General features: G+C 65.2%; 13 protein-coding genes. 1 reads left to right on the top strand and 12 read right to left on the bottom strand.

Annotated features, from left to right (window positions below; translation table 11 throughout):
• Positions 1 to 11: 11 nt before the first annotated feature.
• The 4 genes from SAS01S_RS19215 to SAS01S_RS19200 are packed head-to-tail and all read right to left on the bottom strand — an operon-like array spanning position 12 to position 3932.
• Positions 12 to 404, bottom strand: a complete 393-nt coding sequence (locus SAS01S_RS19215; protein ID WP_066812489.1) for a cupin domain-containing protein — start codon at positions 402 to 404, stop codon at positions 12 to 14.
• The gene (locus tag SAS01S_RS19210) at positions 401 to 1756 is read right to left on the bottom strand and encodes an NAD-dependent succinate-semialdehyde dehydrogenase (protein WP_245657011.1); all 1356 of its coding nucleotides are present in this window, start codon (positions 1754 to 1756) and stop codon (positions 401 to 403) included. Before SAS01S_RS19210 ends, SAS01S_RS19215 begins: the two co-directional genes overlap by 4 nt.
• A gap of 2 nt (positions 1757 to 1758) precedes the next feature.
• A complete protein-coding gene (locus SAS01S_RS19205) occupies positions 1759 to 2799 on the bottom strand; it encodes an isocitrate/isopropylmalate dehydrogenase family protein (RefSeq protein ID WP_066812487.1) in 1041 nt (346 codons plus the stop codon).
• Positions 2796 to 3932: a PepSY-associated TM helix domain-containing protein gene (locus SAS01S_RS19200; protein ID WP_066812486.1), complete on the bottom strand. Its 1137-nt coding sequence runs from the start codon at positions 3930 to 3932 to the stop codon at positions 2796 to 2798. The genes SAS01S_RS19205 and SAS01S_RS19200 overlap by 4 nt, the downstream gene beginning before the upstream one ends.
• Positions 3933 to 4100: 168 nt before the next feature.
• On the opposite strand from SAS01S_RS19200, the gene SAS01S_RS19195 reads away from it, so the two are divergent.
• The gene (locus tag SAS01S_RS19195; protein WP_084239227.1) at positions 4101 to 5552 is read left to right on the top strand and encodes a serine hydrolase domain-containing protein; all 1452 of its coding nucleotides are present in this window, start codon (positions 4101 to 4103) and stop codon (positions 5550 to 5552) included.
• Positions 5553 to 5644: 92 nt separating this feature from the next.
• Here the strand turns inward: SAS01S_RS19195 and SAS01S_RS19190 are convergent, their stop codons facing one another.
• From SAS01S_RS19190 to SAS01S_RS19155, 8 genes are all read right to left on the bottom strand, one after another.
• The gene (locus tag SAS01S_RS19190) at positions 5645 to 6436 is read right to left on the bottom strand and encodes a class I SAM-dependent methyltransferase (protein WP_066812484.1); all 792 of its coding nucleotides are present in this window, start codon (positions 6434 to 6436) and stop codon (positions 5645 to 5647) included.
• A 242-nt stretch (positions 6437 to 6678) separates the two neighbouring features.
• Positions 6679 to 7395: an alpha/beta hydrolase gene (locus tag SAS01S_RS19185; RefSeq protein ID WP_066812483.1), complete on the bottom strand. Its 717-nt coding sequence runs from the start codon at positions 7393 to 7395 to the stop codon at positions 6679 to 6681.
• Positions 7396 to 7652: 257 nt separating this feature from the next.
• Positions 7653 to 10196 carry an excinuclease ABC subunit UvrA gene (locus SAS01S_RS19180; RefSeq protein ID WP_066812482.1) on the bottom strand — a complete coding sequence of 848 codons (2544 nt, stop codon included), beginning with the start codon at positions 10194 to 10196 and terminating at the stop codon, positions 7653 to 7655.
• Positions 10197 to 10284: 88 nt separating this feature from the next.
• On the bottom strand, positions 10285 to 11124 hold the full coding sequence (locus tag SAS01S_RS19175) for an aldo/keto reductase (RefSeq protein WP_066812481.1): 840 nt from the start codon (positions 11122 to 11124) through the stop codon (positions 10285 to 10287).
• Positions 11125 to 11394: 270 nt separating this feature from the next.
• The gene (locus tag SAS01S_RS19170) at positions 11395 to 11703 is read right to left on the bottom strand and encodes a putative quinol monooxygenase (protein WP_066812480.1); all 309 of its coding nucleotides are present in this window, start codon (positions 11701 to 11703) and stop codon (positions 11395 to 11397) included.
• Between the two features lie 40 nt (positions 11704 to 11743).
• Positions 11744 to 12157, bottom strand: a complete 414-nt coding sequence (locus SAS01S_RS19165; protein ID WP_066812490.1) for a GlcG/HbpS family heme-binding protein — start codon at positions 12155 to 12157, stop codon at positions 11744 to 11746.
• 48 nt (positions 12158 to 12205) lie between these two features.
• Positions 12206 to 12880 (bottom strand): TMEM175 family protein, encoded by a 675-nt coding sequence (locus tag SAS01S_RS19160; protein WP_066812479.1) that lies wholly within the window; start codon positions 12878 to 12880, stop codon positions 12206 to 12208.
• Positions 12881 to 13289: 409 nt separating this feature from the next.
• The gene (locus tag SAS01S_RS19155; RefSeq protein ID WP_066812478.1) at positions 13290 to 14300 is read right to left on the bottom strand and encodes a hypothetical protein; all 1011 of its coding nucleotides are present in this window, start codon (positions 14298 to 14300) and stop codon (positions 13290 to 13292) included.
• Positions 14301 to 14614: the final 314 nt, after the last annotated feature.

The raw sequence follows: 14614 nt of genomic DNA, 5'->3' as shown, positions 1-14614 counted from the left end.
TAAGCAGCCCCCTACCGTTCCTCGTCGATCCGCGTCGTGACCCCGGTCGCGACGATCGTCCGGGTCGCGTCGATCGAGGCGTAGGTCCAGAAGATCGCCATTTCCTCGCTATCCGACGTGTTGCGGAAGCAATGCGGGATTTCCGCCGGAATCCAGCTGGTGTCGTTGGGTGCCACCGGATGATCGGCGCCGTCGATATGCGCGACCCCATTTCCCGACAGCACCACCACGCATTCCTCGCAATTATGCGTGTGAAGCGGCACCGCCGCGCCCGGCGCGATCCGGGTGATGCCCGTCAGCATCGCGCGCGATCCGCGGCCGGCGGTGACCAGCGGCGTGGTGACGATACCGCCACCGCGATCCTTGACCGGCAAACCCGCGGGCGTGAGGACGATCGGGGTCATGCGGCGCTCCGGATAGTCTTGGCGTTGGTGAATTCGCGCAGGCCCAGGTCGCCGAGCTCGCGGCCATAGCCCGAGGCCTTGATCCCGCCGAACGGCACGCGCGGGTCGGAGGCGACCATGGCGTTGACGAACACGGCGCCGGCATCGATCCGCCGCGCGAGATCGAGCCCGCGCTGCGTATCGCGCGTCCAGATCGAAGCACCGAGCCCGAAGACAGTGCGGTTGGCGAGCGCCACCGCTTCCTCGGTATCGCGCGCGCGGATGATCGCGGCGGCGGGGCCGAACGTCTCTTCGTCGAACGCGGCCATGCCCGGCACGACATGGTCGAGGATAGTCGGCTGGTAGAAGAACCCAGCGCCCTTCCCCGACGCGCCACCGATTACCGGGTGCGCACCTGCAGCGACGCTGCGCTCGACCTGATCGGCGATCGCCGCGCGCAGATTGGCGCGTGCCAGCGGCCCGATCGTGGTGCCGTCGGCGGCCGGATCGCCCAGCACGAGCGCGCTCGCTTTGGCCGCGAAGGCCTCGACAAAGTCGTCGGCGACGCTCGCGTCGACGATGAAGCGCTTGGCGTTGACGCAACTCTGTCCAGCATTGGTGAAACGCGCCGTGACCGCCATCGCCGCGGCGCGCTCGATATCGGCATCGGCGAGCACGATGAACGGGTCCGACCCACCGAGTTCGAGCACCTGCTTCTTGAGCGCATTGCCCGCCTGCCCCGCGACGATCATCCCGACCTGGGTCGATCCGGTCAGCGTCACCGCAGCGATGCGCCGATCGGCGATCAGCCGGCCGACCGTCTCGGGCTCGACGCGCAAACTAGCGAACAGGCCGTCAGGCGCGCCGGCTTCGGCGACGATCCGCTCGATCGCCATCGCGCATTGCGGAACGTTCGCGGCGTGCTTGAGGATCGCGCCGTTGCCCGCGGCGAAGGCGGGCGCGAGGAAGCGCACGACCTGCCAGATCGGATAATTCCACGGCATGATCGCCAGCACCACGCCAAGCGGCTCATAAGCGACGAAGGCCCCCGGCGCGCCGGCGACTGGCGCATCCGCGAGCATCCCGGCGGCGGCATCGGCATAGAAATCGCAATTGAGCGCGCATTTCTCGACCTCGGCGCGCGCCTCTGCAATCGGCTTGCCCATTTCCTCGGTGACCAAAGCGGCCAACGCATCGCGCTCGCGACGGAAGCCTTCCGCCATCCGCTTCAGTAAGTCGCGACGTTCGCTATGCGCTGTCCAACGCCAGGCGCGCTGCGCGGCAACAGCGCGATCGAGCGCATGGTCGACCGCCCTGTCGTCGTGGAGCTCGTATTCGCCGATCGTCGCGCCGGTCGCTGGGTTGATTGTCACGATCACAGCGCGGCGACCACTGCCTGGGCAAAGGCCTCGGTGCCGAGCGCCCCTCCGACATCGCGCGTCCTGGACTGCGGGTCGTCAAGCACGCGATCGACCGCCCGCTCGATCCTCGCCGCGGCGTCTGCCAGCGCCGCGTCCGATTTTCGCCGCCCGAGCCAGTCGAGCAGCATTGCCGCCGACAGGATCAGCGAGCTGGGGTTGGCGACGCCCTTTCCGGCAATGTCGGGCGCGGAACCGTGCTGCGCCTGCGCGACGCAGATATCGTCACCGGCATTGATCGAGCCGCCGAGACCCAGGCTGCCGCTCAATTCCGACGCTTCGTCGGACAGGATGTCGCCGAACATGTTGGTGGTAACGATGACGTCGAACCGCGCCGGATCGCGCACCAGCAAAGCCGCGGCGGCATCGACGATCACTTCGTCGAGCGTCACCGTCGGAAAGTCGGCGGCGACCGCGCGTACTTCACGCAGAAACAGGCCATCGGTCAGCTTGAGCACATTCGCCTTGTGCACCACGGTCAGCTTGCCGCTCCGCGCCGCCGCGATCTCGCACGCCGCGCGCGCCACCCGGCGCGAGGCCAAGGCGGTGATCTTGCGGATCGAGAAAGCGCTGTCGGCGTCGGGCATAAACTCGCCGGGGCCGGCATACATGCTGCGGTCGGCGTAGAAGCCCTCGGTATTCTCGCGCACGATGACCAGATCCATCGGCTGGCGCAGGATGCTGAGCCCCTCGCGCGACCGGCAGGGCCGGACATTGGCGTAAAGCTGGAATCCAGTGCGCAACGCCGCCGACGGATTGGGCTGGCCGGCGGGATAGGTGTAGTGCGACACCGGCCCCAGGATCACGCCATCGGCTTGCGGCACTGCCGTCATCACCGCCTCTGGCAGGGTCGAGCCCGCTGCCGCCAGGCTCGCCTCGCCGATCGCCATCTCGTCGAAGGTCACGCCGCCGCTCGTCGCCGCGCGCACGACCGCGATCGTCGCGGCAGTGATCTCGGGCCCGATCCCGTCGCCGGGCAACACCAGCAACCGCGTCATTGGCCGACAACCTTCATCGCAACTTTCTCCCGTTGATCCTTGGCGCGCGCGGCTTTGCGCGCCCGCTCGCGCCGCGTGCGCGTGAGCCACAGCCACAATCCGCTGAGCGCCATGCCGAACAAAGTGAGGCCGGTAAGCAGCATGATCGCCTGCGTCACCGCTCCGCCCCACAATCCGGTGTGCACGGTGTAGACCCAGTCGAGGAACTCGGCCCCGCCCGACTGCCTGCCCGCGATGTAATGGGCGAGCTCGCGGCCGTCATAGCGGTTGAAATAGATTTGGTTGGTGCCGTCGGCGCGGATCGTATGATTGCTGCTCAGGAACACTGCGACGACGCGGCCGCCGCTCGAAAAGCGCAATTGGCGAAGCGGCGTGTCGCCATAGACCGCCTTGGCCCGCGCGATCAGCGGATCGACCGGCACCATCGTCGCGCCATCGCTCTTGGCGACCTTGGGCGATGGACGACTCTCGGTCTTCGCGACGACATTCATCGCGCCACGAACCTGTTCCTTCCACACCATCAGTACGCCGGTGGTCGCCGACATCAGCAGGATCACTGCGACCCCACCACCGACCGCGCGGTGCAAGGTCCGCCAGCGCAGATCATTGCTGCCGTCGAGCTTGACGCGGAATCCCTGCTTCAGCCGTTTCCGGCCAGGCCACCAATAGGAAAAGCCCAGGATCGTCAGGAACAGCAGCGAGAAGCCCTCAATTCCGATTAGCGTCTCCCCGACCGGCCCCGACAGCAATTGCTCGTGGATGTTGAAGATGAATTCGAGCGGCCAGGCGGTGGCGGTGCCGTCATGGACGACATGGCCGTCGAACGGATCGATCGCCGTCAGCCAGCGCGCCTTCTTGATGGTCGATTTGACGATCACCGCCTGATTGGCAGCGTCCGGAAATTCAACGCGCGTCAGATCGGCATCGGGATGCGCGCGGTGGAAAGCGTCGAGCAGGCCCTGCACGGGCAACCGTACCGGACGCTCCGCTACGATCAGCGACGGCACCACGACCGGCTCGAGCGCATCGCGGAACGCCATGATCGCGCCAGTCAGTCCCTGGATCATCAGGAACAGTCCGACCGTCAGGCCCAGCCAGCGGTGCAATTTCAGATAGGTCGGTTTTCGGATCACGCCGCACCCAAAAGACAGAGAGTCGGAAAGCGGGAAACAGCTCCCGAGCCCGTGTGGCGACCGATAGGCAGATTTTGGACTATTGACAAGAATAATACAAAATCATTGACGCCGAGTGGGTCGGTAGGTACCGTTCGGAACCTTTCAGCCCCTATTCCGGACCCCTTCGTGGCCTCTTCTCCACCGTCTGTCGTATCCCCTTCTCTGGACGGCCTGCGGCGCGGTTCGCCGTCGAGCGCGCGGGTCGATTCGCGCGAAATCCTGGGGTTCATCGACGACGTCGAAGCGGCCGGACTCGAACTTCACAATCTGATGCTGTGGCGCGACGGCGTGGTCGTCGCCGAGGGCTGGCATTGGCCGTATAGCGGCGACCGGCTGCGGATGACGCATTCGATGACTAAAAGCGTGACTGCCTGCGCGATCGGCATGCTGGTCGATGCCGGCCGGCTGACGCTCGATCAGAAAGTCGCGCCGCTCTTTCCCGAGGTCGCGATCGATCCGGACAGCCGCGCGTCGCGAATGACGGTCGAGGATCTGCTGACGATGCGCTCGGGCCAGGGCACCGAAGTGTCGGGATCGATCTGGCGCGGCATCGCCACCAGCTGGATCGCCGAATTCTTCCGCATCCCGTTCGATCACGAGCCGGGCACGATTTATGTCTATTCGAGCGCGGCGAGCTATATGCTGTCGGCGATCGTCACGCGGGTGACCGGACAGACGATCCACGATTTCCTCAAACCGCGGCTGTTCGATCCGTTGGGGATCACCAATATCCGCTGGGATATCGGGCCCGACGGCATCAACCCTGGCGGCAACGGGATCAGCTTCACCACCGCCGATGGGCTGAAGCTCGGCATCCTCCATGCGCAGCGCGGCCTGTGGCAGGGTCAGCGCATCCTGTCCGAGCGCTGGGTTGCCGAGGCGACACGCATCCATGCCGGCGAGCCGGGCGACCAATATGGCTATCACTGGGTAGTCGGCGACGGTCATTTCGCCATGCTCGGCGTGTTCGTGCAAATGGTGCGGGTGTTTCCGGGATCGAACGCCGTCCTCGCCTTCAACGCCGCGATGGACGAGAGCAAGGTCGTGACGCCGCACCTCGACCGCCACTTTCCCGCCGCCTTCACGAACGGCACCGATGCCACCGCCGATGCCGCGCTGGCGGAGCGCCTGGCGGGGTGGAGCGCCCGCCCCTCGTTCGTCTCGACCGCCCCGGCCGACCCTGCCGTTTTCGCCGGCCGCTGGACGATGGCGCCGAATGACAAGGGCTTGACCGGACTGGCGTTCGACTTCGGCCAGGACGAAGCGCATGTCACACTGAGCGACGGCGAAGGCGAGCATCGCCTGATCGCCGCGCGCGATGGCTGGGCGGTCGCCCCGACCTATTTGCCCGGTGCCGACCTCCATCACGGCTATCGCATGGACGGCATGCCGGCCGCGGCAGGCCTGCGCTGGACTGCCGACAATCGGATCGAGTTGGTCGTCCACTTCCTCGAATCGGCGTTCCGCGACACGTTCGTGTTCACCGTCGAGAGCGACCGACTGACAATGGACCGCTCGGTCAACATCAACGCGGGTGCGCGTGCCTGGCCGACGATGACGGCGGTGCGGGAGGATTAGTCCGAGGAGGGCTGCTTAGCGAGCCCTTCGACGGTGGACGCGCAGGCCGCCTGTTATGCAGGCCTACGCGGTACCTGCCCACCCCTATCCCCTCAGACTGGTGCGCGGCCCGTCACGGCGTTTGCCCGCGAAGAATATGTAATGCGACCCGAGCTGTCCGATCGCACCCGGGCGCGCATACGGGTCTTCAGCTCCGCTTTGTCGCTATCGCTCATGTCGCGGGTGCCCGAGGCCATACCGATAGCGATCTCGACCGAGCCCCAGAAGTCGTCAAAGTCCTCGAATGTGCGGGATACCGTGATCTCGCGCGTCGCGACATCGGTCAGGCCGGCATCGAGCCAGAGCGCGCGATGCGCGTCCATGCGCGACACTTCGGCGCTTGGCGGCAGCAAAGGCTGGATGCCCGACGCGCGCATCTCTTCCTGAAGCGGAGCCATCGGAAATCCGCCTGGCTCGAGCAGATCCCAGACATAGGCCGAAATCGTGCCGCCGGGTCTCACTACCCGCACCATCTCGGCCAGGCCCTTTGCCGGCTCGGGCACGAAGAAGATGACCAGCGCCATCACCGAGGCATCGAAGCGGTGGTCGTCAAACGGCAATGCGGTAGCGTCGCCCTGCAGGAACTTGGCGATGCCGGCCTGATGGCGAGAGCGCGCGAAAACGAGCTGCCCTTCCGAGGGATCGACGCCGACAATCTCTGATGGCGCGCAACGCTCGACCAGCAACTCGGTGAAGGCACCGTTGCCGCAACCGACGTCTATCCAGCGCAGGCCGGTGGCGGGCGCCAGCCAATCGATGAATTCCTCACCGACCAGGCGACTCCACACGCCCATCATGCGCTCATAGGCCGCACCATCCTCGAACCGTATTTGGTTGTCGCCCATTGGCCTTGCCTCCGCCACCGCAAGGGATCGCTCATATCCACGCGGAGAGCAACCGGGGTCGACGGCTTTGCGCCCCTAGCTGCTGACGTGTGGGGCTGTTTGCAGCCTTTCTGGAAGCGGACATTCCGCTCTTCGTCAGATTGCTGTCTGGTCCTCATCGGGACGGGGCCATGGGTCCAATGCCAGCCCATCTCTGGCGGGCGCGGCTGTCGCTCCAAGCGGCGTGATGTCGGCCATGACGGTCAAGCGGGGACGGTCGCCACTCCGATCAGCTCCGCCGTGAGGGCTTCGGGGCGGTCGAGCATGACGTCGTGGCCGCACGCGATCACGCCCGTCGTCCAGCCGCGCGCCTTTGCGCGGTCATAACAGGCGGTGAACGGTGTACCCTCCCAATCCGACGCATAGATGAAGTGGTTCCGCGCGACTTGCGAGGAACCGCCGCGCAGCCGGAGCGGCTGTTGGAAGGTCGCCAGGGGCTGTGGCGTGCACTGCCGGTCCACCCAGTCGCGGTCCACCGCATTGACGTTGAATATCTCCGCCGGGATCGGCGGCACGCGCCAACCTTCGCCATGGTCATTCGCGAGGCTGACTTGCAGCTCCCGGTGCTCGGCGGGAAGAAGGTCATGGAGGCATTCGCCATCTTCCAGCAGGAAGGCGTCCAGATAGATCAAGGCAGCGATCCGTTCGGGCACCATGTCCGCGACGCCGCTGATCACGCAACCCCCATAGGAGTGGCCGCACAGGATAACGGAATCGAGCTCCTCCCAACGGATCAGGTTAGTGACATCGTCGACGTGGCGCTGAAGGTCGATGTCGGGGGACAGCGCGTGGCTTAGCTCTGCCACGCCAGTGAGCGTCGGTGTAAACACCCGATGTCCCTGATCGAGGAGCCCCTGCCTTACCCGCGCCCAGCACCAACTGCCGTGCCAGGCGCCATGCACCAGGACAAAAGTCGCCATCCGCTATCTCCCCCGTTCCCGGCTTGTTGATACCATCAATGATCGCGCGAGCAATTCATGTGGCGCCAGCTCGGGTATGTCGACGGGCCGCTTCACGCACCAATAGCGGCCGTTTGGAGCCGGTTTGTTCGATCCTGAAAGCTGCCACTGATCCAGCAGGCGCTGAACGGGTTTGGGTGGAAAGTGGGCGACAGGAGCATCGCAGGTTGTTCACCTGCCAGCCGAAGCGACCAAATATCGCCAGTCGTCGTGGACGCTCACGCGGCGTTCGCGACGACCTCTCGTCCCAGCGCTCGAAGAAGAAAGGGTGCGGTGCGGCTGGCCTTGGAAGATGCCACTTTTGCCGGTTGCCCGCTCGCGACGATCCGACCGCCCTCGTCGCCGGCTCCCGGGCCGATGTCGATCACCCAGTCGCTCGCCGCGGCCACCTTCATGTCGTGATCGACCAGGACCACGCTATTGCCGGCATCGACCAGCGCATTGAGCTGGCCGAGCAGGCGTTCAACGTCGGTTGGGTGGAGCCCGGTGGTCGGCTCGTCCAGCACATATAGCGCGCCGCCGCGCTGTGCGCGCTGCAACTCGGTGGCGAGCTTGACCCTTTGCGCCTCGCCGCCCGAAAACTCGGTCGCGGGTTGGCCGAGGCGGATATAATTTAGCCCGACCTCGCGGAGCACCTTCAAGGACCGGCAGACGTTGGGCGCGTCGTCGAAGAACACCCAGGCCCCTTCGACCGTCAGCGCAAGCACCTCGGCGATGGTCTTGCCGCGATAGCGGATCTCGAGCGTCTCGGGATTGTAGCGGGTGCCGTGACAAGTGGGGCAAGGGGCGTAGACGCTCGGCAGGAAGAGCAACTCAACCATGACGAAGCCTTCGCCCTCGCAGCGCGGGCAGCGGCCCTTGGCGACGTTGAACGAGAAGCGACCGGCGTCGTAGCGGCGCTTGCGAGCCTCGGGGGTCGCCGCGAACAGCGCGCGGACATGGTCGAACAGGCCGGTATAGGTGGCGAGGTTGGAGCGCGGGGTTCGGCCGATCGGCTTCTGGTCGACCTCGATCAGCCGCCTGATGCCTTCGAGGCCGCCGACGATGCGGCCCTCGGTCGCGCCCGCCGGGCGGTCCTCGAGCGCGGCTTCGGCATCGCTTTCCTCCTCAGCGACCGGGGCTCCGAGCGCGTCCGCGACCAGTTCGACCAGCGCCTGGCTGACCAGGCTCGATTTCCCCGAACCGGAGATTCCCGTGACAGTGGTCATCACGCCGAGCGGAATCGCGCAATCGACCTGCTTCAGATTGTTGCGCGAGACTCCCTCAAGCCGCAGCCAGCTCGCGGGCTCGCGCATTCGGCTCGGCATCCCGCCGCTTTCGTCGAACAGGTGCCGCCGCGTCTCCGATGCGGCAATCTCGCGCAGGCCCTCGATCGGGCCGCTGTAGAGGATTTCACCGCCATGCTCGCCGGCGGCGGGGCCGACGTCGACGATCCAGTCGGCGCGGCGCACGACATCCATCTCATGCTCGACGACGAACAGCGAATTGCCGACTGCCTTCAGGCCATCGAGTGCCCGCAGTAGCGCCTCGGTGTCGGCGGGATGGAGCCCGGCGGACGGCTCGTCCATCACATAGACGACCCCGAACAGGTTCGAGACGACCTGGGTGGCAAGCCGCAGCCGCTGGAGCTCGCCCGGCGACAGCGTCGGGGTGCTGCGTTCCAGCGTCAGGTAGCCGAGGCCGAGGTCGAGCAGCACCGACAGCCGGCGGCACAGATCGCCGGCGATGCGTTCGACCACCAGCGCCTTCTCCGGATGGGTCTTGCGTAGCGCCTTGAGCTTGCCGGCCTTCGCCTCGGCATAAGGCGCGAAGATCTTCGAGAAGCGCGCGATCGGCAGGCGGCTCATCTCGGCCAAGTCGAGGCCCTCGAAGCGTACTGACAGAGACTCGCGGCGCAACCGCTTGCCGTCGCAAAGTGGGCAGAGGCTGGCGATCATGAAGCGCGCGGCGCGCTTCTTCATCATCGCGCTCTGCGTGGTCGCATAGCTGTGCGTTACATGGCGCTTCGCGCTTGAGAAGGTGCCCATATAGGCGGGCTCGATCTTGCGCCGGAGCGCGCGCTGGATCTCCTCATGGCTCCAGCCAGGATAGACCGGCACCTGGGGCTGCTCTTCGGTAAACAGAACCCAGTTGCGCACCTTTTTCGGCAGGTTCCGCCACGGCGCGTCGACATCGATCCCGAGGCTGATCAGGATGTCGCGCAGGTTCTGGCCGCCCCATGCCATCGGCCAGGCGGCGATGGCGCGCTCTCGAATGGTCTTCGAAGGATCGGGTACCATCGAGGCCTCGGTGACTTCGTGGATCCGACCGAGACCGTGGCAGCGCGGGCAGGCGCCCTCGACCGTATTGGGCGAGAAGCTGTCCGCATAGAGCAGGGGCTGGCCCGGCGGATAGTTGCCGGCGCGCGAATAGAGCATGCGCAGCAGGTTGGAGAGGGTGGTGACGCTACCGACCGACGAGCGGGTGGTCGGCGATCCGCGCTGCTGCTGGAGCGCCACCGCGGGCGGCAGGCCCTCGATCTCATCGACCTCGGGCACCTCCATCTGGTGGAACAGGCGGCGCGCATAGGGCGAGACCGATTCCAGATAGCGCCGCTGAGCCTCGGCATAGAGGGTCGAGAAAGCGAGCGACGACTTGCCCGATCCCGACACGCCGGTGAACACGACCAGGGCGTCGCGCGGTATGTCGACATCGACATTCTTGAGATTGTGCTCACGCGCGCCGCGAACGCGGACGAAGCCGGAAGCCTTGGTATCTCGCATGCGAACCTCCTCAGCCCCTGATCGCCCGAAACGAGCCGCTAGTTGGCATCGCGTTTATACCTGCGCCGCACAAGGAGGCGCACGGGCCTTAAAGCATCGGCAGCCGTGCCGGTTGGGCGCCGAGTGGGAACGCCGCGTCGATCCGGGTGAGCTCAGCGTCCGTCAGCCGCAATACGCTCGCGGCTGCGTTGTCGGCAGCGTGCTCGGCGCTGGACGCCTTGGGGATCGCGAACAGCGACGGCCGCCGCACCAGGAAGCGGAGCGCCACCTGGCGCGCGGTCGCGCCGTGGTTCGCCGCGATCTCTTCCAATACGCGCCCGCCCGGGGTGCTCGGGTCGGGGAAGTCGCCATGGCCGAATGGGCTGTAGGCGACGACGGCGACGCCATGCTCACCACACCAGGGCAGCACGGCATGCTCGATCGCGCGCTCACCTAGATTGTAGAGAACCTGGTTACAGGCGATCCGGCCCTCGCCGCCAGCTTTCCAAGCGGCATCGAGGTCGGGAACGTCAAAGTTGCTTACGCCCCAGGACAGGATCTTCCCCTGTTCGCAGAGCCGCTCGAAGGCGGAGAAGGTTTCCGCGAGCGGGTATGATCCGGGCCAATGCAGGAGGTAGCAGTCCAACCTGTCAGTCCGGAGGCGCGCGAGCGAGCGCTCGCAGGCGGCGACGGTCCCGTTACGGGAAGCGTTGCTGGGGAGTACCTTCGAGACGAGGAAGACCTCGTCGCGTCGCCCGGTGATGGCCTCGCCGACCACGATCTCGGCGTCGCCGTACATCTCGGCGGTGTCGATGTGGGTCATGCCGAGATTTAGGCCGCGGCGTAGGGCGGCGACTGCGGTAGGTCGGTGCGCGTCGTCGATGTACCAGGTGCCTTGGCCGATCACCGGAACCTCGCGCGGCACGGAGCCGAATGTGCGCCGCTCCATGGTCTCCGGTCCCGGCGAAGACGGTCCCTGCTGCGCGGCGGCGGGTGTCACGCGGTCACCGATGAGAGTCTCATTCGTTATCTCTCCATCTCTTACGACAAGTTGTCGCTCCGAAATTCGCTTCGTCTACCCCGAACGTTTCAATCAACTAACCGTCTGGCCTGCGGCACGCCCTCGTCCGAACGGCGACGAGGGCCTTGCCTACCACTTGAAATTCCGCTTCGGGCAGCCCTTGGGCCGATCTGCACCGCCCCGTGCGCGCCACCCGCTCTACGCAGGCTGCTTCTCCGCGACGACATCGGGCTGCTCGATCGTGGGCTCCTTGAAGAGCACACCCGTGTTTTCACCGAGCGCCTTCCCGACTTCGCCCGACAGGTGCGCCTGGCGCCCGTCTTCGTCGGGAAAGGCGTCGAAGATCCCGAACGACGAGGGTCCGAATTGGACTGCGAACCACCTGACGGTCTTAGGCTCCCCTTCGACGATCGACAGCCCCTGGTTCAAGAAGGCTCGGACGTCGTCCTCCTTGCCGGGTAGTGCTTCGAGGCGTACTAGAACCGCTTTGCTGACCTGCGTTGCCATCTTGAATCTCTCCTTTGCCTAGTTCGGGTTGTTGCGATGATCAGAACGCGGCTGCGGCCGCCTCTGCGACCCTCTGATCCTGCTCGCCGCTGCCCCCGCTCACTCCTACCGCCCCTACGACCTGGCCGTCTTGGTGGAGCGGGATGCCGCCGGCGAAGATCATCACCCGGCCTTGATTGGAGCCCTGGATGCCAAAGAACTGCTCGCCCGGCTGAGCGCTCTCGGCCAAGTCCTTGGTGGCGATGTCGAAGGCGCGCGCCGTGAAGGCCTTGTTGATCGAGATGTCGACGCTGCCCACCCACGCGTGGTCCATGCGGATGTGGGAGACGAGGTTGCCGCCCGCGTCGACCACGGCCACGTTGCTCGGCGACCCGATCTCGCCCGCCTTAGCCTGACCGGCGGCGATCACGCGCTGAGCGTCTTCGAGCGATACGGATTCTTGCTTGATGGTCATGGCATTCTCCTTGAGCATTTTGCTTTATCTGGGCCCGGGACCTTCAAGCTACGAAGCCTCTTTCTCCTCGCGGCGCGGCTCCTGCCCGGGCCGATAGCGCGGGCTGGGCTGCGGAATGAGGAACAAGGCGAGCGTAAGCATCGAGAGGCCGGCGCCGATCCGCGGCGCGGCTGCAGCCACCGGCACCGCTGCAATCAGAATCAGAGTCGCGATGCCGTAGCGGCGGGTCATTTGTCTCAGGAAGTCGGGCGCGAGACGATCGTCCATCACCCTTCGCTCGCCCGACATTCCGTAGAACCATTTCGTCATCCAGACGACCGCCGTGACTGCCAGCGCGATCGTCAGCGTGACCGCAGCCGCCGGTTCGAACGGCGTGCCGAGTTGATAGCACCAAACCCGGATCGGATATGGGATCACCACGATCGCCAGGAGGAACAGGAGGTTGATCAGGCCGAAGACATGATCGCTGCGCGCGTAAATCCGGCCCGTATAATGGTGCTGCAACCAAAAGGCGCCGATCGTGACGTAGCAGAGCAGTAAGGCGAGATGCTCGCGCCATTGCTCCGCCATGGCGAGGCCGAGGCTCGTAAAGCCGTGAGGCCCATCGGGAGCGCCGGGCGGCTTGATTTCGACGATGAGCAGGGTGAGCGCGATCGCAAACACCCCGTCAGTGAAGCCCTCGAAGCGAGCAAGGCCCCGGATCGCGCCGTAATTCCTCGCCATGAAGCTGTCCTATCCATCAGGGTAACAGATGGGACGGCATTAAGTTGCCATAGCCGTTCGAAACCGCGCTCCAGGAAGCGCTGGTCAAAGTAGAGCGTGTGCGCGAGGACCGCTTTCCGACCATCCCGAACGGCCTTGGGTCGAAGCCGACGCTGGGCTAGTAACTGGTTTGGGTCAGAGACGGACGCCAGCCGGTCAGAAATCCTACGTCCGTTTAGCGGCTGTTTTAGCATGAAAGCAGACTTACAGCTTACGGCCCAATTGTTGCCGCTATACAGCGCTTAAACCAACGTCGGTTATTGGGGAGCGCTAGAGTAGCGCCGAATGGCCGAATATGGGTCGCAGTCGACAACCACGCGCTACATCGGCGCTGCTCCGGCTCGGCCTGAACGATCGAGCCGATCCTGCGCTACGGCGCCGACCAGGAGCCGCGCATTCCGTCCCAATTGAAGCTCGTCCCCTTCTCCGCACAGGTGCCCTTGAGCGACTGTCCGTCCGTCGAATATACCAACTGGCAGGTGCCCGTCGTTCCGTCCGGTCTGAAGTAGGTGAATGTCAGCAGGCGGCCAGGAGGAAACGTGCCTTGAAGGCCGCCGGTCGTCGAGCTGGCCAGCCCGCCGGGACTAGCGATCTGGCCGGCCATTCCCATCAGTTCGCTGTCCTGCCCGAAGGGGCTGAGCCCTTGACCCTGCGGAGACAAGGTGAGGTTGGTGCGGGCCCCCGCGTCCGTTTGCATCTTCCAGGCGCCGCCGACCGTCACGCGCAACGCCACGGGCGGCCCCGAAGGCGTCGGCGGGGTCTTGCGCTTCCCGGTCGTCTTGTAAATCTTGACCGGCGTAGCCACGATCCAGGTCTTGCAGATCAGTCCCAGTGCGTCGATCAGGGCGCCGTGATGGACGACGATGCCGATCGCGATCGCCCCCCCGCCGCAGCCGACATATTTTTCATATTTCTTGGCCCCTCGGCCAAGCGATGCCCCGGGACTATCGTTGTAGATATGGAGGAGCGGATTGCGGCAGCGGAAGCGAAACGAGTGGACCAGGTTCACATTCGACACCTCGACGGTAATGCCTTCAACCGCCGTATTGGGAGCGCAGGCCGGCGTCTTCGCGGGATCTCCGCCAAACCCAAAGGTCGGCTCGTAGTCAGTGCCCCATTTGCGCAAGACGATCGGCGCGCTGACGGCCTGGCCGTTTACATAGGTCGTGCAGATCGGTGTAACGGTGTTGATGTCCTTGTTGCCCGAAAAGTGCATGCCGGTAAGCAGCGCGCCATCCGGGCATTGATCCTGGTCGGAGGCGCCGCCTGCCCCCCCGACAACGTCCGTGTTGCCGATCTGTGCGGCGGCCGGCGCGATCGGCAACGCCAGAAAGAACGCCGCGAGGAGACATAGCCTGATGACAAAGTGATCGATACGCATCTTCGGTCGCCCCCCGAGCTGTTTCTCAAAAATCGCCAACAAACCTCAATGCAGGCCGGATCTCATTACTTCGCGCTCGGCCATGAAACCTCGTCGACCATCACGTCGACGTTTCACGGGATCGCCCCAGCTGTAATTCGACTCGAAGCACGGCCTTTTTACTAGTCGAATGTAACCCCAAGACGTGCGCCGCGATAGTCATTCGCAACGCCGGTCATTTGCCGATACAGAAAGCCAACAGCGGAAATGGTTGATCTCGGCATAGACAGTCATCGAGCCGTGAAAATCGCATGGCCGCTAGTGGCTCGGTAGCT

Origin of the sequence: Sphingomonas asaccharolytica NBRC 15499, from assembly GCF_001598355.1 — a bacterium.
In the GTDB taxonomy this organism is placed as follows: Bacteria; Pseudomonadota; Alphaproteobacteria; order Sphingomonadales; family Sphingomonadaceae; genus Sphingomonas; species Sphingomonas asaccharolytica.
Note: the sequence above shows the minus strand (reverse complement) of the source record. Positions and strands in the feature narration are given on the sequence as shown.